21 protein-coding genes and 1 pseudogene are annotated in these 18,429 nt (G+C 74.6%); 10 read left to right on the top strand and 12 right to left on the bottom strand.

Annotated elements, in window-relative coordinates:
* Positions 1 to 14: 14 nt before the first annotated feature.
* Positions 15 to 1,610: an MDR family MFS transporter gene (locus tag FXF50_RS20525; RefSeq protein ID WP_148430256.1), complete on the bottom strand. Its 1,596-nt coding sequence runs from the start codon at positions 1,608 to 1,610 to the stop codon at positions 15 to 17.
* A gap of 113 nt (positions 1,611 to 1,723) precedes the next feature.
* Here FXF50_RS20525 and FXF50_RS20520 point away from each other — a divergent pair, with 113 nt between their 5' ends.
* Positions 1,724 to 2,293 carry a TetR/AcrR family transcriptional regulator gene (locus tag FXF50_RS20520; protein ID WP_148430254.1) on the top strand — a complete coding sequence of 190 codons (570 nt, stop codon included), beginning with the start codon at positions 1,724 to 1,726 and terminating at the stop codon, positions 2,291 to 2,293.
* A 49-nt stretch (positions 2,294 to 2,342) separates the two neighbouring features.
* Here the strand turns inward: FXF50_RS20520 and FXF50_RS20515 are convergent, their stop codons facing one another.
* Both FXF50_RS20515 and FXF50_RS20510 read right to left on the bottom strand, forming a co-directional pair.
* Positions 2,343 to 2,855: a GNAT family N-acetyltransferase gene (locus tag FXF50_RS20515; protein ID WP_148430252.1), complete on the bottom strand. Its 513-nt coding sequence runs from the start codon at positions 2,853 to 2,855 to the stop codon at positions 2,343 to 2,345.
* Complete coding sequence (locus FXF50_RS20510) at positions 2,852 to 3,067, bottom strand: biotin/lipoyl-binding carrier protein (RefSeq protein ID WP_089012714.1); 216 nt, start codon at positions 3,065 to 3,067, stop codon at positions 2,852 to 2,854. The genes FXF50_RS20515 and FXF50_RS20510 overlap by 4 nt, the downstream gene beginning before the upstream one ends.
* A gap of 226 nt (positions 3,068 to 3,293) precedes the next feature.
* Between FXF50_RS20510 and FXF50_RS30295 the strand changes: the two genes are divergently transcribed.
* Positions 3,294 to 3,368, top strand: coding sequence for a 50S ribosomal protein bL37 (locus FXF50_RS30295; protein WP_369700219.1), 75 nt, complete (start codon positions 3,294 to 3,296; stop codon positions 3,366 to 3,368).
* Between the two features lie 101 nt (positions 3,369 to 3,469).
* Here FXF50_RS30295 and rsrA read toward each other — a convergent pair whose 3' ends face one another.
* The 5 genes from rsrA to FXF50_RS20485 form a co-directional block, all read right to left on the bottom strand.
* Complete coding sequence (rsrA, locus tag FXF50_RS20505; RefSeq protein WP_148430250.1) at positions 3,470 to 3,757, bottom strand: mycothiol system anti-sigma-R factor; 288 nt, start codon at positions 3,755 to 3,757, stop codon at positions 3,470 to 3,472.
* A 2-nt stretch (positions 3,758 to 3,759) separates the two neighbouring features.
* Positions 3,760 to 4,566 (bottom strand): sigma-70 family RNA polymerase sigma factor, encoded by an 807-nt coding sequence (locus FXF50_RS20500; protein ID WP_148430248.1) that lies wholly within the window; start codon positions 4,564 to 4,566, stop codon positions 3,760 to 3,762.
* A gap of 277 nt (positions 4,567 to 4,843) precedes the next feature.
* On the bottom strand, positions 4,844 to 5,461 hold the full coding sequence (locus tag FXF50_RS20495) for an alpha/beta family hydrolase (protein ID WP_148430246.1): 618 nt from the start codon (positions 5,459 to 5,461) through the stop codon (positions 4,844 to 4,846).
* A gap of 103 nt (positions 5,462 to 5,564) precedes the next feature.
* Complete coding sequence (locus FXF50_RS20490; RefSeq protein WP_148430242.1) at positions 5,565 to 5,957, bottom strand: WhiB family transcriptional regulator; 393 nt, start codon at positions 5,955 to 5,957, stop codon at positions 5,565 to 5,567.
* Positions 5,958 to 6,167: 210 nt separating this feature from the next.
* On the bottom strand, positions 6,168 to 6,875 hold the full coding sequence (locus FXF50_RS20485) for an SOS response-associated peptidase (protein WP_148430240.1): 708 nt from the start codon (positions 6,873 to 6,875) through the stop codon (positions 6,168 to 6,170).
* A gap of 102 nt (positions 6,876 to 6,977) precedes the next feature.
* Between FXF50_RS20485 and aroA the strand changes: the two genes are divergently transcribed.
* The 4 genes and pseudogenes from aroA (at position 6,978) to FXF50_RS20465 (ending at position 11,281) form a co-directional block, all read left to right on the top strand.
* On the top strand, positions 6,978 to 8,279 hold the full coding sequence (aroA, locus tag FXF50_RS20480; RefSeq protein WP_148430238.1) for a 3-phosphoshikimate 1-carboxyvinyltransferase: 1,302 nt from the start codon (positions 6,978 to 6,980) through the stop codon (positions 8,277 to 8,279).
* Between the two features lie 159 nt (positions 8,280 to 8,438).
* Entirely contained in the window at positions 8,439 to 9,374 is a 936-nt protein-coding gene (gene rsgA, locus FXF50_RS20475; protein ID WP_148430449.1) for a ribosome small subunit-dependent GTPase A, read from the top strand.
* A 60-nt stretch (positions 9,375 to 9,434) separates the two neighbouring features.
* Positions 9,435 to 10,253, top strand: a complete 819-nt coding sequence (gene hisN, locus FXF50_RS20470) for a histidinol-phosphatase (protein ID WP_148430236.1) — start codon at positions 9,435 to 9,437, stop codon at positions 10,251 to 10,253.
* Between the two features lie 60 nt (positions 10,254 to 10,313).
* Positions 10,314 to 11,281: pseudogene (locus FXF50_RS20465) on the top strand (hypothetical protein).
* Here FXF50_RS20465 and FXF50_RS20460 read toward each other — a convergent pair.
* The gene (locus FXF50_RS20460; RefSeq protein WP_148430232.1) at positions 11,182 to 12,429 is read right to left on the bottom strand and encodes a glycosyltransferase; all 1,248 of its coding nucleotides are present in this window, start codon (positions 12,427 to 12,429) and stop codon (positions 11,182 to 11,184) included. The pseudogene FXF50_RS20465 and the gene FXF50_RS20460 sit on opposite strands and share 100 nt — an antisense overlap.
* Before the next feature lie 237 nt (positions 12,430 to 12,666).
* Between FXF50_RS20460 and FXF50_RS20455 the strand changes: the two genes are divergently transcribed.
* From FXF50_RS20455 to FXF50_RS20445, 3 genes are all read left to right on the top strand, one after another.
* On the top strand, positions 12,667 to 13,665 hold the full coding sequence (locus FXF50_RS20455; protein ID WP_148430230.1) for an SDR family oxidoreductase: 999 nt from the start codon (positions 12,667 to 12,669) through the stop codon (positions 13,663 to 13,665).
* Positions 13,666 to 13,724: 59 nt separating this feature from the next.
* A complete protein-coding gene (locus FXF50_RS20450) occupies positions 13,725 to 14,453 on the top strand; it encodes an ATP-binding protein (RefSeq protein WP_255510125.1) in 729 nt (242 codons plus the stop codon).
* 80 nt (positions 14,454 to 14,533) lie between these two features.
* On the top strand, positions 14,534 to 15,106 hold the full coding sequence (locus tag FXF50_RS20445) for a DUF5709 domain-containing protein (protein ID WP_148430226.1): 573 nt from the start codon (positions 14,534 to 14,536) through the stop codon (positions 15,104 to 15,106).
* Between the two features lie 3 nt (positions 15,107 to 15,109).
* Here FXF50_RS20445 and FXF50_RS20440 read toward each other — a convergent pair whose 3' ends face one another.
* Together FXF50_RS20440 and macS are read right to left on the bottom strand one after the other, a co-directional pair.
* Entirely contained in the window at positions 15,110 to 15,742 is a 633-nt protein-coding gene (locus FXF50_RS20440) for a response regulator transcription factor (protein ID WP_187399752.1), read from the bottom strand.
* 11 nt (positions 15,743 to 15,753) lie between these two features.
* Positions 15,754 to 16,878, bottom strand: coding sequence for a MacS family sensor histidine kinase (gene macS, locus FXF50_RS20435; protein WP_148430224.1), 1,125 nt, complete (start codon positions 16,876 to 16,878; stop codon positions 15,754 to 15,756).
* Between the two features lie 115 nt (positions 16,879 to 16,993).
* Between macS and FXF50_RS20430 the strand changes: the two genes are divergently transcribed.
* Complete coding sequence (locus FXF50_RS20430) at positions 16,994 to 17,458, top strand: ATP-binding protein (RefSeq protein ID WP_148430221.1); 465 nt, start codon at positions 16,994 to 16,996, stop codon at positions 17,456 to 17,458.
* 32 nt (positions 17,459 to 17,490) lie between these two features.
* Here the strand turns inward: FXF50_RS20430 and FXF50_RS20425 are convergent, their stop codons facing one another.
* Positions 17,491 to 18,429: a ribose-phosphate pyrophosphokinase gene (locus FXF50_RS20425; protein WP_148430219.1), complete on the bottom strand. Its 939-nt coding sequence runs from the start codon at positions 18,427 to 18,429 to the stop codon at positions 17,491 to 17,493.

Raw genomic sequence — 18,429 nt, 5'->3', positions numbered from 1 at the left:
CCGCGACGGGAGGGTCAGGCGACGGGGGCCTTGCCGAGGGCGGCCTCGGCCTGGTCCTCCGGGGTGGCGTCCGCCGGCGGGGCGTCGTTCGACGACCGCAGCGGGACCTCCTTGATGAACCAGGCGAGCACCGGGACCGCCACGGTGAAGAAGACCGCCCAGAAGAAGACGTGCGAGATGGCGTCGGAGAGCGCGCCGAGCACGATCTCCCGCGCCGGACCGGTGAGCTTCTTGAGCTTCTCCAGGTCCATGCCGCCGCCCTCGCCACCGCCACCGCCACCGGCCAGGGCCGGACCGGCCGCGGAGTCGGCGAGCCGGTTGGCGAAGATCGCGCCGAAGAGCGAGACACCGAAGGAGCCGCCGATCGACCGGAAGAAGGTGGCCGCGCCGCTCGCCGCGCCCAGGTCCTTCTGCTCCACGCTGTTCTGCGCGATGAGCATCGAGGTCTGCATGAGGAAGCCCATGCCGACGCCGAGCACGATCATGTAGGCCGAGGACTCGATCTTGCTGGTCCCCAGGTCCAGGCGGCTGAGCAGGTACATGCCGAGGGTCATCGCCACGCCGCCGACGATCGGGAAGGCCCGGTAGCGCCCGGTCTTCGTGATGGCCCGGCCGACCACCAGCGAGACCACCAGCATGCCGAACATCAGCGGGAGCAGCAGCAGGCCGCTGTTGGTGGCCGAGGCGCCCTGCACGGTCTGCTGGTAGAGCGGCAGGAAGTTCATGGCGCCGAACATGGCGAAGCCGAGCAGGAAGCCGATCACCGAGATGAGGGCGAAGTTCCGGTTGGCGAACAGGCCCAGCGGCAGGATCGGCTCGGGGGCGCGCCGCTCGACGAGACCGAAGGCCACCAGGGCGACCAGGGCGAGCGCCGCGAGGCCGAGGATCTGCGGGGAGGCCCAGTCGTACTGGTTGCCGCCCCACGTGGTGACCAGCACGATCGCGGTGATGCCGACGGAGAGCAGCGCGGCGCCCAGCCAGTCGATCTTGTGCTCGGTGCGGTACTTCGGCAGGTGCATGGTGGTGGCGAGGACCAACAGGGCCACGCCGCCGAGCGGCAGGTTGACGTAGAACGCCCAGCGCCAGGAGAGGTTGTCGGTGATGAAGCCGCCGACCAGCGGGCCGGCCACCATGGCGATGGCCATGATGCCGGCGATCATGCCCTGGTAGCGACCCCGCTCGCGGGGCGGCACCAGGTCACCGATGATCGCCATGACGCCGACCATGAGGCCGCCGGCGCCGAGGCCCTGGACCGCGCGGAACGCGATCAGCTCGATCATCCCGGTGTCGACCCCGCCGAAGAAGCCGGAGCCGGACATGCCGCAGAGCGCGGAGCCGATCAGGAAGACGACCACCGCGGTCAGGAAGACGGTCTTGCGGCCGTAGAGGTCACCGAGCTTGCCCCAGATCGGGGTGGAGACCGTGGTGCCCAGCACGTACGCGGTGACCACCCAGGTGAAGTGGTCGGCCCCGCCGAACTCGAAGACGATCCGCGGCAGCGCGGTGCTGACGATCATGTTGTCGAGCATCGCGAGCATCATCGCGATCATCAGGCCGAACAGCACGACCCGGACGTTGGGCCTCGCTGCCACCTGTGCTGGTTGACTCATGGGTAAGCTCCCCCGAAGATCTGTGACCAACTTACTTGCCGTCCGGCTAGCTACCTTACTAGCCGGACGGTAAGTTGGACACCAGGAACCGTCAAGCGAATTGGGTGGTACGGGTGAGGGAGAGCACAGGCGGCACGCGGGAGCGTATTCAGGCCGTCGCGCTGGAGCTCTTCACCGAGCAGGGGTACGAGAAGACCTCGCTCCGGGAGATCGCCGAGCGGCTCGGCGTGACCAAGGCGGCCCTCTACTACCACTTCAAGAGCAAGGACGAGATCGTCAGCAGCTTCGTCGACGACCGGCTGCGCCGGATGGACGAGCTGATCGAGTGGGCCGGCACGCAGCCCGCCACGCTGGCGACCCGGCGCGAGCTGATCAGCCGGTACGCGGACGCGATGTTCGCCGGCGAGCTGCCCACGGTCATGCGGTTCTTCGAACAGAACCAGACGGTGCTCAAGAGCCTCGCCGCGGGCCAGCAGATGCGCGAGCGGATGATGCGGCTGGCACACGAGCTGAGCCGGGGCGACGACACGCCGGCCGCCCAGCTGCGCGCCGTGCTCACCCTGTTCGCCGTGCACAGCAGCTGGTTCGCGGTCCGCACCCCGGGCGTCACCGACGACGAGCGCAAGAAGATCGCCCTCGAGGTGGCCGACGAACTGCTGGCGAAGATCGCCGACGAGTCCTGACCCGGGCCGGCCGACGGCCGGTGGCGGGCCGGCGGGCAGGGCGGTGCGGTCAGGCGGGCGGCGTGAGGTCCAGGCGCAGGCCCAGCAGTTCCACGCCGGGCACCGGGCTCCAGTCCTTCTCCGGCGCCCGCACGAAGCCCAACCGCGCGTAGAGTCGCCGCGCCACGGGGGCCAGCCCGCTGCGTACGCAGATCACCACGGCCGAGCAGCCCAGCTCGGTGGCGCGGGCCACGCAGGCGTCGACCAGGGCCGCCCCGGCGCCCCGGCCCTGCGCCGCGGGGTCGACGGCGAGCATCCGGAACTCGGCCTCGCCCGGGCCGGCGAGTTCGGCGTACGGGGTGCCGGGCAGCACGAACGTCACGGCGCCCAGCACCTCGCCGGTGACCTCGTCGGCGGCGACCAGCACCTCCCCGGTCTCCGCCCGGGTGGCCACGTCGGCGAGCACCGGGGCGTAGCCGGTCTCGCCCTTGAGCTGCCCGTCGGCCTCGTACGCGGCGACCGTCAGGCGGGCCACCGCCGGGAAGTCCGCCGGCTCGGCCCGGCGGACCAGGAGGCCGCTCAACCGATCACCGCGATGAGGTCACCGTCCTGCACGACGTCGCCCTCGTTGACCGCGATCTGCTGCACGACACCGTCGGACTCGGCGATGACCGGGATCTCCATCTTCATCGACTCCAGGATGACCAGCGTGTCGCCCTCGGACACGGTGTCCCCGGCCGACGCGACGACCTTCCAGACGTTCGCCACCATCTCGGCGCGGATCTCCTCGGCCATCTTCGGGCCCTCCCTCTCGACCGGTTTCCTGCGAACGGTATCCAATCATGACTCCGCTCACGTCCGGCACAGCGCGCCCGGCACGCCGGATCCGCCCCCACCGGTCCCCGGGCACCGCCGTCGGCACTAGCATCAGCGCCGTCGGTTCCCGGCGCCCGGGAACCGGTACGCGACCTCCGCCGCGCTCGCCCGCGGCCGGACCGTGACCAGCACAAGGAGGCAGAGCATGGCGAAGAAGGCCCGCAAGAAGAAGGCCCGGAAGAAGAGCGGCGCCAACCACGGCAAGCGCCCCAACTCCTGATCCCGGATCAGCGAGGAGCCGGCCCCCGGGGCCGGACACACCGGTGGCCCGGGTCCGCACGGACCCGGGCCACCGGTGTGTTCAGCTCGTTCCCGCCGCCGTCAATCGGCCAGCTCGCGGGACTCGGTGGTCTCGAAGACCACCAGCTCGGTCAGGCGCACCCGCAGCCGCTCGCGCAGCTGCTCCGGCGCGGTCTCGTTGCCGCAGCAGCGGGCGACCAGCGCCTTCACCTCCTGTTCGAGGCCGTACTCGCGCAGGCAGGGCCCGCACTCCTCCAGGTGCTCCCGGATCAGGACGCGGCGGTCCTCGCCGCACTCCAGGTCCAGGTAGAGGTAGACCTCCGCCAGCACCTCGCGGCAGTCCGTCTCATGCGGCTGTCCACAGCTCACGGTCACACCTCCCGGCCGGCAGCGGCGGTCGAACCCTTCGACGGCGCGGCGCTGAAGCCCCGCTCCGCCGCGTACTGCTCGAGCAGCTTGCGCAGATTACGACGGCCCCGGTGCAGCCGGGACATGACGGTGCCGATCGGCGTGCCCATGATGTCGGCGACCTCCTTGTAGGAGAAGCCCTCGACATCGGTCAGGTAGACGGCCAGGCGGAACTCCTCCGGCAACTGCTGGAGGGCCTCCTTGACGTCGCTGTCCGGCAGCCGGTCCAGCGCCTCGGTCTCCGCCGAGCGCAGCCCGCTGGACGTGTGCGACTCCGCCTCGGCGAGCTGCCAGTCGGTGATCTCGTCCGTGGGGGCCTGCACCGGCTGGCGCTGCCGCTTGCGGTAGGAGTTGATGTAGGTGTTCGTCAGGATCCGGTACAACCAGGCCTTCAGGTTGGTGCCCTGCTCGAACTGGTGGAAGGCGGCGTACGCCTTCAGGTACGTCTCCTGGACCAGGTCCTCGGCATCCGCCGGGTTGCGGGTCATCCGCAGCCCGGCAGCGTAGAGCTGATCGACGAAGGGCATCGCGTCCCGCTCGAAGCGGGCCCTGCGCTCGTCCGTCTTCTCGGTCGTCAACCGCACGTCCCCTCGCGTCGGATGCTTTCTCGCCGAGGATACGCGTACCCACCTGTCGGCAGATTCACTTCCGGACTCTGTGCCGGTGCTCACCGTCGTCGCCCCCGCGGGCCACTCCGGCGCGTCGAGCAGCTGCCTGAGCTGCCGCGCGTCCCGTTCGTCCCGCTCCCGGCTCCGTGTCTCGGTCGGCACCGGTCACCCCCCTCGGCTGGAAATGTCATCCGGAGGTAGTAACGCGCGCCGTGGGGCGGGACATTCCGTCACCGCCCCACCCGTTCCCGGTCCCGGCCTCGGCCGCGACCGACGCTGGGACCAGGAAGGGCCTGGGAGGGTGGCCCCGGACGCCCGAACCGGACGCCCGACACCATCCGTAGCAACGACCCGCCGCCACCGACGGTCACGCCGCCCCGGCGCCGCCGCCGCGTGTCGCCCCGCCCGGCGCCCGAGGTCGCGGGCCCGGGAGCCACGGTCAGGCGGGGAGCCAGCCGCGGTCGCGGAGCCAGTCGCGGACGACGGCGGCCGTGGCCGCCGGGTCGCCGCGGAGGTCGTGCCGCTCCCCCGGGCGGGTCACCACCTCGACGCCGGGACCCGGCTCGGGCACCCCGAACGGGTCCCGGTCGCCGTTGACCACCAGCGTGGGCAGGCCGGTGCGCAGTTCCCCGTCCCGCGACCGTTCCGGGCGCCCGGGCGGGTGCAGCGGGAACGCCAGCGCGACGATGCCGGCCGCGCCGACGGTGTGCGCCGTGCGGCAGGCCACCCGGGCGCCGCTGGACCGGCCGCCGACCAGCCAGCGGGCCGCCTCCGGGTGGCGGGAGCGGAGCTCGGCCAGCACCGCCGTCCACGCCTCGTCGAGGTGCCCCGCCGGGGCGGGGGCGCGCCGGCGGGCCACCCGGTACGGCTGGGTCACCCGGATCACGCCCGCCCCGGCGCCGACCAGCGCGTCCCGGACCGCCACCAGGTCCGGGGCGTCCACGTCGCCGCCCGCCCCGTGGCCGAGCACCAGCACGGTGGCGCCGCCGGCCGCCGGCAGGTCGGTGTGGACGCGGGCCGGTCCGCGGGGTGTCCCGATCTCGTCGCTGTGCCGCACCGGCCCATTCTGCGGGCGGCGCCGGCCGCGCCGGCCGTCAGGTGGAGAAATGCGGTCGCCCGCGCCCCCGATGGCGGGAACGCGGGCGACGGCGGAACGGAAATCAGCCCGATGGCACCAATGTGAGAAGGCGGTCACGGACCGGCGGGCCGGCCTCGTCGACCGCGTCGGGGTCCGGTTGCACCTCGCTGCGCCAGGCGACCAGCATGGCCCGCCGCTCGCGGGGCGTGGTGCCGCCCCAGACGCCGTGGCAGTCGCCCACCTCCAGCGCCCAGGCCAGGCAGGACCCCTGGACGTCGCAACCGCGGCAGAGCGCCACGGCCGCGTCGGCCGGTTCGTTGGGTGCCGGAAAGAACGTCTCCGGGTCCACGCTCTGACAGGTTCCTCTGGTCCGCCACGCCTCGTCCTGGCGCCGTTCGCGCAGGGCCCGCAGCAGTCGCGGATCTCGCCGCGCGGCGGCCACCTCGTGCGGGCGGGGCATACGTGCCCGTGTCAATACACCCACCTCCCCCGTGGGACCGGCAAAGATCATGAAAGATCGATGGGTGTCATCCGCCCCGTGCGAACAGACGCCCACCACCGGCGCTGTGTTCTATCGCACTTGCGCAGGCGGGGACAAGGGTCTTCGGTAAACATGGCTAAACGGCCGGGCGACGTTTCAGGCGCAACCCCGGCAAATCAGCACACGACAATGTGCTGAGCGTGATCAGAACAACGTCATTTCCGTGTCGGCCTCCGCACGCGCCAGCGGGACCCGGGCGGTCAATTCCGGGCCGTCGTTGCGGACGTCGCCGACCGCCGGGGAGACCGGCCGGATCTCCAGCCCGGCGAGCCACTCCGGAGCCGGCGGCGCGAGCAGCGTGCTGGGCTCGTCGGTCGGGCCGAGCCAGGACGCCCAGCGCTCCCGGGGCAGCAGCAGCGGCATCCGGTCGTGCACCTCGGCCAGCTCGCCGACCGCCGCGGTGGTCAGCACGCTGAACGTGAGCCGGGCCTCGCCGTCCGGGTCCCAGACCGACCAGATGCCGGCGAAGGCCAGCACCGAGCCGTCACGCGGGGTCATGAAGTAGGGCTGCCGCCGGCCGTCGGCCTGCCGGACCCACTCGTACCAGCCGTCGGCCGGAACGAGGCAGCGCCGGCGGGCGAACGACGGGGCGTACGCCCGGCTCGCGGCGACCGTCTCCACCCGCGCGTTGATCATGCGGGCGGCGCCCGCGGCGGTGCGCGACCAGTGCGGGACGAGCCCCCAGCGGCCGACGGAGAGCAGCCGGTGGCCCTCGGGCGCCAGCCGGACGAGCGGCACGGGATCGGTCGGCGCCACGTTGAAGTCGGGCCCCACCCCGCCGGTGGAGTCGGACGACTCGAACAGCGCGCTCAGGTCCCCCGCGCTCCGGGTCGTCGCGTACCTCCCGCACATGGCGCCAACGCTAACCCGCCGCCGGCGTTCCGGCTGTCCCGCCAACCGGGAGCGGGCGCGACGCCCGGTTCCACCGGCCCGCGGAGTTGGCAGAATGTGAGCGTGGGGAATCTGACCGCGACCCGGCCGCCGCAGCCGTGGACCGCGCCGACCGCGAGCGACCCGGTCGCCGCGACGCTGCGCCTGCCCGGCTCCAAGTCGATGACCGCCCGGGCCCTGGTGCTCGGCGCGCTGGCCAGCGGCCCGTCGACGCTCGACCGGCCGCTGCGGGCCCGGGACACCGAGCTGATGGCCGGCGGCCTGCGCGCGCTGGGCGCGTACATGTCGATCTCCGACGACGACCGCTGGCTGGTCCGGCCGCATCCGCTGGTCGGCCCCGCGCACGTCGACGTGGGCCTGGCCGGCACGGTGATGCGGTTCCTGCCGCCCGTTGCCGGCCTGGCCGAGGGCCGGGTCACCTTCGACGGCGACCCGCACGCCCGGACCCGCCCGCTCGGCCCGCTGATCGGCGCGCTGCGCTCCCTCGGCGTCCGCATCGACGCCCCGCCGACCGGCAGCCTCCCGCTGGTCGTCCAGGGCGCCGGCCGGGTCACCGGCGGCGAGGTGGTCATCGACGCCTCCGCCTCCAGCCAGCTCGTCTCCGGGCTGCTGCTGGCCGGGCCCCGCTTCGACCGGGGCGTGGTGGTCCGGCACGAGGGTCCGCCCGTGCCGTCCGCGCCGCACCTGCGGATGACCGTGCAGATGCTGCGCGCCGCCGGAGCCGCGGTCGACGACACCACCCCCGACGTCTGGACGGTCGAGCCCGGCCCGCTGAGCGGGCGGGGCTGGGAGATCGAACCGGACCTCTCCGGCGCGGCGCCGTTCTTCGCCGCCGCCCTGGTCACCGGCGGTGAGGTGACCCTCCAGGGCTGGCCGCGCAGCAGCCTCCAGCCGGTCGAGCAGCTGCGCGGGCTGCTGCACCGGATGGGCGGCGAGGTGACGCTGGGCACCGCCGGGCTGACCGTGCGGGGCACCGGCAGGGTCCGCGGGCTGGACGCCGACCTCTCCGACGTCGGCGAGCTGACCCCGGTGCTGACCGCGCTGGCCATGCTCGCCGACTCCCCGTCCCGGCTGACCGGCGTCGGCCACATCCGGGGGCACGAGACCGACCGGGTCGCCGCGCTGGCGAAGGAGTTCACCGCGCTGGGCGCGGACCTCACCGAGACCACCGACGGGCTGGAGATCCGCCCCCGCCCGCTGCGCGGCGGGACGTTCCGGACGTACGACGACCACCGGATGGCGCACGCCGCCGCGGTGGCCGGGCTGGCCGTCCCCGGCATCGAGGTCGACGACGTCTCGTGCACCTCGAAGACCATGCCGGAGTTCCCGGCACTATGGTCGGGGATGGTGACCGGCAAGAGCTGACGGGGGGACGTCCTGGCGACGAAGCGGCGGGAGTACGACGAGGACGACGTCCGGGTCCGACCCGGCAGGTCGTCGCGCCCGCGTACGCGCACCCGGCCCCGCCACGAGGACGCCGTCGACGGGTTCGTGATCGCCGTCGACCGGGGTCGCTACACCTGCGTGTTCCCGGACGCCGGGCCGGACGACCCGACCGTCACCGCCATGCGGGCCCGCGAGCTGGGCCGCAAGTCGGTGGTGGTGGGCGACCGGGTGAGCCTGGTCGGCGACACCTCCGGCGCCCCCGGCGCGCTGGCCCGGATCGTCCGGATCGCCGAGCGCCGCTCGGTGCTGCGGCGCACCGCCGAGGACGACGCCACGACGGCCGAGGGGCGGCTGGAACGGGTGGTCGTGGCGAACGCCGACCAGCTCGTGATCGTCAGCGCGCTGGCCGACCCGCCGCCGCGCACCGGGTTCATCGACCGCTGCCTGGTGGCCGCGTACGACGCCGACATCGAGCCGCTGCTCTGCCTGACCAAGGCCGACCTGGCCGGCCCGGAGGCGGTGCTCGGCTACTACACCGAGCTGGAGCTGCCGTACGTGCTGATCCGGCCGGACTCGGACCTGGCCGCGCTGCGCGCGCTGCTCGCCGGCCGGGTGTCGGTGCTGGTGGGGCACTCCGGGGTGGGCAAGTCGACGCTGGTCAACCGCCTCGTCCCGGAGGCCGACCGGGCGGTCGGCACGGTCAGCGCGATCGGCCGGGGCCGGCACACCTCGACCAGCGCCGTGGCGCTCCGGCTGCCCCCGCAGCCGGATGCCGACGGCGATCCGGGCTGGATCATCGACACCCCGGGGGTGCGCAGCTTCGGGCTGGCCCACGTCTCCGCGGAGAGCCTGCTGCACGGCTTCCCGGACCTGGTGGAGGCGACGGTCGACTGCCCGGCCAACTGCCAGCACACCGCCGAGGAGGCGGACTGCGCGCTGGACGCCTGGGTGGCCGGCGGCAAGGCCGACCCGCGTCGGCTGGCCTCGTACCGCCGGCTGCTGGCCTCCCGCAGCGGCGAGGGCGATCCGCGCGAGCCGGAGCGGAACCCGGGCGACCCGCTCGCCGGTTCCTGACCGGCGGAACCCCGGCCACCCGCCGCCCGCGGCCGCGCGGGCGTCGCTAGCGTGTCGACCATGACCGGGTACGCCGACGACCTCGCCCTCGCCCACCGGCTCGCGGACGCCGCCGACGCCCTCTCCACGGCCCGGTTCCGCGCCCTCGACCTGCGGGTCGAGTCCAAGCCCGACCTGACCCCGGTCTCCGACGCGGACACCGCCGTGGAGCGGGAGATCCGCGCCCTGCTGGCCACCCACCGCCCCGGCGACGGACTGATCGGCGAGGAGTACGGCGAGCAGCCGGCCACCGGCCCGGACGGGCGGCGCTGGGTCGTCGACCCGATCGACGGCACGAAGAACTTCGTCCGGGGCGTACCCGTCTGGGCCACCCTCATCGCGCTGCTGGAGGGGGACCGGGCCGTGCTCGGGCTGGTGTCCGCCCCGGCGCTCGGCCGGCGCTGGTGGGCGGCCACCGGCGCGGGCGCCTTCGCGGGCCCCGACCTGGCCTCCGGCGCGCCCATCCGGGTCTCCGGGGTGACCACCCTGGCCGACGCCAGTTTCTGCTACTCCTCGCTCACCGGCTGGGAGGAGGCCGGCCGGCTGGAGCCGGTGCTCCAGATCATGCGGGACGCCTGGCGCAGCCGGGCGTACGGCGACTTCTACGGCTACATGCTGCTGGCCGAGGGGGCGCTGGACGTGATGGTGGAGCCGGAACTGTCGCTCTGGGACGTCGCCGCGCTGGTCCCGATCGTCACCGAGGCCGGCGGCACGTTCACCGACCTGGCCGGGCGCCCGGTCCTGGCCGGGGACGGCGCGGGCGACCTCAGCGCCATCGCCAGCAACGGCACGCTGCACGACGACATCCTGGCCCGGCTCGGCCGGCCAGCCGAGCGCTGACCCACCGGTAACCTCTATCCTCGCCAGGTGGTCTCCTCCGGTTGGTGCTTCCTCGCGGCGATGATCGTCGCGTACGGCTTCGCCAACCTCCTCCAGTCGGTGGCCGCGGCGCGGACCACCGTGCACCACACCTTCGATCCCGGGCTGCTGCTCCGGCTGGCCAGTCACCGCACCTACCTGGTCGGGCTCACCTGCCAGGTCGTGGGCTTCGTGCTGGCCTTCCTGGCCCGCCGCGACCTGCCGCTGTTCCTGGTCCAGGCGAGCGTGGCGGCCGGGCTGGGGGTCACCGCCGTGCTCGGCGTGCTGGTGCTCAAGTGGCGGCTACCGGCCGCCGAGGTGGCGCTGCTGGTGCTCCTGTTCGGCGGGATCACCGCCCTGGTGCTGGCCGCCGAGCCGGCGCCGTCCCGGCAGCTCGGCACCGCCGGGCTGGTCGGCCTGGCGGTGGCGCTCGGGGTGATCGCGGTGCTCGGCTTCTTCGCCGTCCGGCTGCACGGCGCGCCCGGCTCCGTGGTGCTGGGTTCGCTGGCCGGGATGGCGTTCTCCGCCGCCGCGGTGGCGGCCCGGCCGCTCGCCTCGGCCGACTCGGCGGAGGCGTTCGTCCGGAACCCGCTGCTCTACCTGCTGATCGCCCACTCGGTGGTGGGCCAGCTCCTGCTCGGCCTGGCCATGCAGCGCGGCTCGACCACGGCCGCGGTGGCCGCGATGGACGCCGCCGGGGCGGTGCCCGCGGCGGTCGTCGGCCTGCTGCTGCTCAACGACCGGATCTGGCCGGGCCGGGAGTGGCTGGCCGGGCTCGGTTTCCTGGCCACGCTGGCCGCCGTGGTCGGCCTGACCCGCTACGCGGAGCCACAGCACCACCACGCGGTGGCGCGGGACCGGGAACCCACGATGATCGGCGCCGGCTCGGCCGTCCGCGCCCGGCGCTGAGTCAGGCCGCCTCGACGGGTCCGCGCTGCTCCGCGGCGACCTCGACCTCGACGGGGGCCGGGGCCTCGGCCGGCTTCCGGCGCCCGATCACCCGCTCGTAGAGCCGCTCCAGCGCACCGGCCGTCCGTTCCCAGGTGTAGCTGCACCGGACCCGGTCCACCGCGGCGTGCCCGTACGCGAACCGCCCGGCGTTGTCGGCGAGGATCCGGCGCAGGGTGACCCCGAGCGCGCGCACGTCCCCGGGCGGCACCAGCTTGCCGGTCACCTCGTCGACCACCGCGTCGGCGATGCCGCCCATGGCGTAGCCGACCACCGGGACGCCGCAGGCCATCGCCTCCAGCGACACCCGGCCGGCGGACGAGTAGTGCGGGGTGCAGGCGACCACGTCGGCGGAGCGGTACCAGGTGGCCATCTGGTCGTGCGGCACCGCGCCGACCAGCTTCACCTGCTCGGCCACCCCGGTCCGCTCGGCCAGCTCGCGCAGCCGGCGCGCCTCGGCGTGGTTGGCGAGCTGCTCGGCCGGCGGGCCGCCGGCGATCACCAGCTCGGCGTCGCCGACCAGCCGCATGGCCCGGATCAGGTCCTCCTGGCCGTGCCCGGGCGCGAGCCCGCCGACGGAGAGGATGCGGGCCCGCTGGTCACGGGGCGCCGCCTCGCCGTCGGGGTGGAACTGCGCGGTGTCCACGCCGGTCGGCACCATCGCCACCGAGGTGCGCTGGAGTCCCATCCGGGTCAGCTCGTCGACCTCGTCGTTGCACTGGGCGACGGCGATGTCGACGGCCCGGGTCAACGCCCGTTCCAGCGGGATCCGCTCCCCCGGCCCGTCGTACCGCCCGCCGAGGTGGCGCAGCTGCTCGACGCCGAGGGAGTGGAAGGTCTGCACCACCGGGATGTCGGTCGCGCGGACGGCGTGGGCCGCGGCCAGCCCGCCGACCCAGTAGTGCCCGTGCACCACCTCGGGGGCCCAGTCGCCGGACCACCGCTGCGCCAGCCAGCGGCCGAACTCGGTCACGTACGGCACCAGCTCGGCGGTGGGCAGCGGGGCGGGCGGGCCGACCGGGACGCGCTCCAGGTGGTAGCCGTCCACGTCGACGGACTCCTGGTCCGGCGCGTCGCGGCGCTCGTACACCCGGACGTCGTGGCCCCGTGCGGCGAGCTCGGCCGCCACCCGCGCGATGTGCTGGTGCGTCCCGACGGTGGGACCGTCGACGGACGGGCCGGCGTGCGCGCACACAAGGCCGACGCGCATGGTGCACCTCCATGCGTTCTCGCGAGCGGTGGGGTCCTCCGGTCAGAGGGTCCCATTAACCAGACCCCGGTGCGCCGAAACCTGGCAGATCGGGAGCCCGCCCGGCGGACCGTCGCACGAATGGGACAGCGCTGCCCGGTCGGGTTCGTGGCAATCTGCCCCGCCCGGACCCTCGGCAACCGTGATCCGGGCAACTCCGCCGGCATGACCCGGCCGGACCGGGGGTACCGGCGGAGAATGCCTCTCACCCGCAGCCTCGACGACGCCACTGTCGTGATCACCGGCGCCTCCAGCGGGATCGGTGCGGCCACCGCGTACGCCCTGGCGCGCCGGGGCGCCGACGTGGTGCTGGCCGCCCGGAGCGAGGAGGCGCTGCGCCGGGTCGCCGACCGCTGCCGGGAACTGGGCGGGCAGGCCCTGGTCGTGCCGACCGACGTGACCGACCCGGAGGCGGTGGTGCGGCTCGCCGCGCGGGCGGCGGCCGAGTTCGGCCGGATCGACGCCTGGGTCAACAACGCGGCGGTGGGCACCGTGGGGCTCTTCGACGAGATCCCGGTGACCGAGTTCCGCCGGGTGGTCGAGGTGAACCTGCTCGGCACCGTGTACGGGACCAGGGCGGCGCTGCCCTGGCTCGAGGCGGCCGGCGGCGGGGTGCTGGTCAACAACGCCTCGGTGCTGGCCGAGGTGGCCATGCCGTACCAGTCGGCGTACAACGCCACGAAGCACGCGATCCGGGGGCTGGCCGACACGGTCCGGCAGGAACTGCGGGTCACCGGCCGGGGCCACGTCTCGCTCTGCACGGTGCTGCCGGCCAGCATCGACACCCCGTTCTTCCGGCACGCCGCCAACCACACCGGCCGGGAGCTGACCCCGCCCCCACCGGTCTACCCGCCGGAGATGGTGGCCGAGACGATCGTCCGGCTGCTGCGCCGGCCGCGGCGGGAGGCGTACGCCGGGGGCGCGGCGCGGCTCATGGGGCTCCAGTGGCGGCTCGCCCCGGCGCTGGCCGAGCGGGTGCTCGGCTGGTACACGGCGCGCACCCAGTTCGGCCCGGGCGTACGCCTGGACGCCACCGGCAACGTGTTCCGGGCCGACGCGGCGGCCGAGCGGACCGACGGGTGGCAGGGCCGGCGGGCGCAGCTGATCCGGCTGACGGCGGCCTTCGGCCTGGCGGCGGCCGGCACGGCCGTCGGCACCGTGGCGGCGATGAGCCGGCGTTCCCGGGCGGACCGCTGATGAGTCCCGCCGACCGGACTGATGCGCGCCGGGGGGCGGGCATGCACAATGGGACGATCATGCCGACGGACGTGCGCTGCCTGGTGGAGACGGACGAGTCCTCCGCCGTGATCCGGCTGACCGGCGTGCTGGACCTGGCCGGGCTCGACGCCGTCCGGGGTGCGCTGCTCGCCCGGCTGTGGCAGCGGCCGGGGGCGGTGATCGTCGACCTGTCCGGGGTGCGGATCGCCGATCCGGCGGCCCGGGGCGTCCTCGACGAGGCGCACCGCGTGGCGGCCGACTGGCCGGCCGCCGGCCTGCTGGTGCTGGACCCGGCCGGGCGGCCGGGCGGCGCCGCGCCGGTCCACCGGTCCCTCGACGCGGCGCAGGCCGCGCTGCGCGACGCGCCGCTGGCCGCGGTGCTCAGCGCCGACCTGCCCCCGGTCGTGGCGGCGGCCCGGGAGGCGCGGGCACTGGTCGTCGACGGCTGTGCCCGGTGGAACATGCCCGAGTTGGCCGAGCCGGCCACGATCGCGGTCACCGAGATGGTCAACAACGTGGTGGCGCACACCGGGACGCCCATGACGGTCCGGGTGGCGCCCCGGGACAGCGCCCTGCACCTGGCGGTCCGGGACCACTCCCACCGGCGGCCGGCGTACGCCGGGCTGGCTCCGCTCACCTCCACGGGAGGCCGGGGGCTGCTGCTCATCGACACGCTGGCCCGGCGCTGGGGCAGCACGCCGGTGCCGGACGGCAAGGTCGTCTGGTGCGTGCTCCACGCCGAGGACGAGGCCCCGCTCCGCGGCTGAGGCCCCTTTTGGCCCCGTTCCTCCCGATCCACCCCGCCGGTTGCGGTTAATCCGGCGAGCGCAGTGGGTAGTTCCCGGTCATGCGCGACGACGAGTACCCCACCCCCGTGTCCGACCCCGAGGCGGAGGGCCTGCCGGACACCGCCGACGACGACTCCAGCGCCAACGACGACGTGCTGACCGGACGCGAGGCGGACGGGCCGGAGCCGGCCCCGCTGCCCGCCGACCGCACCCCGGTGGCCGTGGACCGCTTCGGCACCACCGCCGAGGAGCAGCTCGACGGCGAGTCGCTGGACTACAAGCTCCAGCGCGAGCAGTACGAGCGGCCCGCCGACGACCCGCTGGCCGGCCCGGTCGACCCGGACATCGCGGCCGAGGCGGACAGCGAGGAGGCCGCCGCGCAGGCCCAGCTCGACGCCGACGTGATCGACCCGGGCCCGACCTCCGACCCGCACTCCCCGGTCTCCATCTACGACCACGGCCAGCTCGGCACGGTCGCCGACCACCAGGTGGGGCGGCTGGTCGAGCCGGACGAGGGGGCGCGCACCGACCAGGAGACCGACAACGTCGCCTACGACGCCGGCGCGGCCGGGGGCGGGGCCACCGCGGAGGAGCTGGCCGTCCACGAGACCCGGCCGCCGGAGGCGAGCTGAGCCTCAGCCGTCCAGGCCCCGCTCGATCGCGTACCGGGTCAGCTCGACCCGGTTGTGCAGCTGGAGCTTGCCGAGCGTGTTCTGCACGTGGTTCTGCACCGTCCGGTGCGAGAGCCCGAGGCGTTCGGCGATCTGCTTGTACGACAGCCCCTTCGCCACCAGACGCAGCACCTCGGTCTCCCGCTCGGTGAGCCGGGGTGCGTCGTCGTGCGGGGCGGGCGGCGCGGCGGCCAGCCGGCGGTACTCCCCCAGCACCAGCCCGGCCAGGCCCGGGGTGAAGACCGGCTCGCCGGCCGCCGTGCGGCGCACCGCGTCCAGGAACTCGGCCGGCGCCGCCGACTTCAGCAGGTAACCGGTGGCGCCGGCCTTGACCGCGTCCAGCACGCTCTGCGGCTCGCCGCTGGCCGACAGCATGAGCACCCGCACCTCGGGGAGGACGGCGCGCAGCCCCTGGACCACCTCGACGCCGGAGACGTCCGGCAGTTGCAGGTCGAGCACGACCACGTCGGGGCGGGCCGCAGCGGCCACCCGGACCGCCTGGCGCCCCTCCCCGCTGGTCGCCACCACGACGTGCCCGGCCTCGGTGAGGTCGCGGGCGACGCCCTCCCGCCACATCGGGTGGTCGTCGACCACCATCACCCGGATGCTCACCGGCCGCTCCGCGGCACGGTCAGCTCGATCTCGGTGCCGGTGCCCGGGCCGGAGAGGATGCGCACCTCGCCGCCCAGGTCGGCCACCCGGCCCCGGATGGACTGGGCCACCCCGAGCCGGCCCTGCGCGGCGGCCTCGGCCAGCCGCCCGTCCGGAATTCCCGGGCCCTCGTCGCGTACCGAGACGGTCACCGTCTCCCCCTCGTCCTCGATCAGCACCCAGGCCCGCCCGCCGGCGTGCCGGGTCACGTTGTCCAGCGCCGCACCGACCGCGGCGGCCAGTTCGCCGGCCACCCGCCCCGGCAGCGGCACCGGGGTGGCCGGCGCGGCCACCTGCACGGTCGTCGAGGCGTACCGGTCGAGCAGGTCGCGCAGGTCCCGGGCGTCGCCCGCCCCGTCCGGCGCGGCGCCCGCCCGGCCGATCAGCGCGCGCAGCGCGGCCTCCTGCTCGCCGGCCAGCCGGGCCAGTTCGGCGGCCTCGCCGTCCAGGTCGGCGCCGCGCCGCCGCACCAGCGCCAGCACCTGGAGCACCGAGTCGTGGATGTCCCGGGCCAGCCGCTCCCGCTCCCGGGTGGCCGCCTCCAGCTCCACCGCGCGTTGCAGCCGCGCCTCGGCCTCCACGGCCAGCCGGGCCACGTGCCCCACCACCACGCCGGCCAGCAGCAGGAGGATCACCCCGGTGAGCGAGGACTGGCCGATCCGCTCCCGGGTGGCCAGGTCGGCCACGCCGAGCACCAGCGCGGCCACCGCGCCGCGCCGCCGGCCGCCGGAGACCGCCCAGGCCAGCACCGGCCCGGCCAGCCAGGCGACGGTCAGGGTGGGCACGCCGGAGGAGAGCGCCGCGCGGCCGATCACCCACGGCGTGGCCAGCATGATCGCCAGCACCACGCCGAGGTCGGCCAGGAGCAGGGGCCAGCGCCGTCCGGCCGGGCGCCCGTAGCCGGCCGTGGTCACCCCGGTCCAGGCCAGCATCCCCAGGAGAACGCCGCCGGCGGCGACCGGGTGCGCGTAGCGGTGGGCATCCCGGAGGACCAGCACCCCCACGTACGCCAGCGAGGCGAAGCGGAACACCGCGATGGACCGCCAGAGCGGGACCTCCAGGCCCTCCGGGGACGACGGCATGCGCGACACCCTGCCACAGCCGTGCACCGCCGGGCCGGGAGGTGCGGCGCGAGAAACCCCGACGTACGGTGGAAATGCCGCGAAAACGACCGAGATCCATCGCCGGGACGGGGCCATGACAAACGCAGAACCCCCCGCACCGCGTACGGTTGTGCCCATCGAACCTTCCGTCCTCATCGCCGAGGCCTTCACCCAGGCCCAGGTGACCGAGCTCCGACACTCGGTCACCTCGTGCGCGCACGCGGCGGGGCTGGCCGGGCAGCGGCTCGACGACTTCGTGCTGGCCGTCAACGAGCTGATCACCAACGCGGTCCGGCACGGCGGCGGGCAGGGCCGGCTGCGGCTGTGGCGCGGCGCCGGCGAGCTGGTCTGCGAGGTCACCGACCACGGTCACGGGATCAGCGCGCGGCGGCTCAGCGACCGTGCGCGGCCCGCCCCGGACACCGCCGGCGGCTGGGGCCTCTGGCTGGCCCGGGAGCTCAGCGACACCATGGCGGTGGAGACCGGCGCGGCCGGCACAGTCGTCCGGATCACCACAGCGCTGGCCGCCCGGCGCGTCACCCACCCGTTCGACGGCTGACCCGGCCGGCATCCGGACGGCGGCGGGCCGCTTCAGCCGAAGAGGGCGCTCACCGACTCGCCGTTGTGGATCCGCCGCATGGCCTCGGCCAGGGCCGGCGCCACCGAGAGCACCTCCAGCTTCGGCACCCGCTTCTCCTCCGGGATCGGCACCGTGTTGGTGCAGACCACCTCCAGCACCCCGTCCTGCTCGCTCAGCCGCTTCAGCGCGCCGCTGGAGAAGAGGCCGTGGGTGCAGGCCAGCCGGATCGAGCGGACCTTCCGCTCACGCAGGTGGCTCATCAGCTCGATCACCGTGCTGCCCTTGGCGATCTCGTCGTCCAGCACGATGACGTCCCGATCCGCCACGTCGCCGATGATCGCGCTGATCTGCACCCGGTCGTCGCTGAACCGCTGCTTCGCGCCCGCCGCGACCGGGGTGCCGAGCATCCGGGCGAACGCCGCCGCCTCCTTGGCGTTGCCCAGGTCCGGCGACACCACCACGGTGTTGCTCAGGTCCCGGCCCCTGAAGTGGGCGGCCAGCTCGCGCAGCGCGTGCAGGTGGTCCACCGGGACGCTGAAGAAGCCGTGCACCTGCGGCGAGTGCAGGGTCATGGCCAGCACCCGGTGCGCGCCGGCCGAGGTGAGCAGGTCGGCGACCAGCCGCCCGCCGATCGAGATGCGCGGGGCGTCCTTCTTGTCCGACCGCGCGTACGCGTAGTGCGGCAGCACCACGGTGATCCGGCCGGCGGACGCGCCACGGGCCGCGTCGATCATGAGCAGCAGCTCGACCAGGTGCTCCTGCACCGGCGGCACCAGCGGCTGGATGAGGAAGACGTCCCGCTCCCGGCAGTTCGCCTGCAACTGCACCTCGAGGCAGTCGTTGGCGAACCGGGACACCCGGACCGGGTGCAGCGGAACGTGGAGGTGGGCGCAGATCTCGGCGGCGAGCTCCGGGTGGGCGGTCCCGCTGAACACGGCAATGTCACGCAC

The organism is Micromonospora sp. AP08 (assembly GCF_008085935.1).
Lineage (GTDB): Bacteria > Actinomycetota > Actinomycetes > Mycobacteriales > Micromonosporaceae > Micromonospora > Micromonospora chersina.
The sequence above is the reverse complement of the archived record's forward strand: the minus strand, read 5'-3'. Positions and strand labels throughout refer to the sequence as shown.

Coding starts and splice junctions, on each gene's coding strand:
- FXF50_RS20525 (WP_148430256.1), bottom strand. CDS start 1,610: ATGAGTCAACCAGCACAGGTGGCAGCGAGGCCCAACGTCCGGGTCGTG.
- FXF50_RS20510 (WP_089012714.1), bottom strand. CDS start 3,067: ATGGCCGAGGAGATCCGCGCCGAGATGGTGGCGAACGTCTGGAAGGTC.
- FXF50_RS20485 (WP_148430240.1), bottom strand. CDS start 6,875: ATGTGCGGGAGGTACGCGACGACCCGGAGCGCGGGGGACCTGAGCGCG.
- hisN (WP_148430236.1), top strand. CDS start 9,435: ATGACCGGGTACGCCGACGACCTCGCCCTCGCCCACCGGCTCGCGGAC.
- FXF50_RS20460 (WP_148430232.1), bottom strand. CDS start 12,429: ATGCGCGTCGGCCTTGTGTGCGCGCACGCCGGCCCGTCCGTCGACGGT.
- FXF50_RS20455 (WP_148430230.1), top strand. CDS start 12,667: ATGCCTCTCACCCGCAGCCTCGACGACGCCACTGTCGTGATCACCGGC.
- FXF50_RS20450 (WP_255510125.1), top strand. CDS start 13,725: ATGCCGACGGACGTGCGCTGCCTGGTGGAGACGGACGAGTCCTCCGCC.
- FXF50_RS20445 (WP_148430226.1), top strand. CDS start 14,534: ATGCGCGACGACGAGTACCCCACCCCCGTGTCCGACCCCGAGGCGGAG.
- FXF50_RS20440 (WP_187399752.1), bottom strand. CDS start 15,742: ATGGTGGTCGACGACCACCCGATGTGGCGGGAGGGCGTCGCCCGCGAC.
- macS (WP_148430224.1), bottom strand. CDS start 16,878: ATGCCGTCGTCCCCGGAGGGCCTGGAGGTCCCGCTCTGGCGGTCCATC.
- FXF50_RS20430 (WP_148430221.1), top strand. CDS start 16,994: ATGACAAACGCAGAACCCCCCGCACCGCGTACGGTTGTGCCCATCGAA.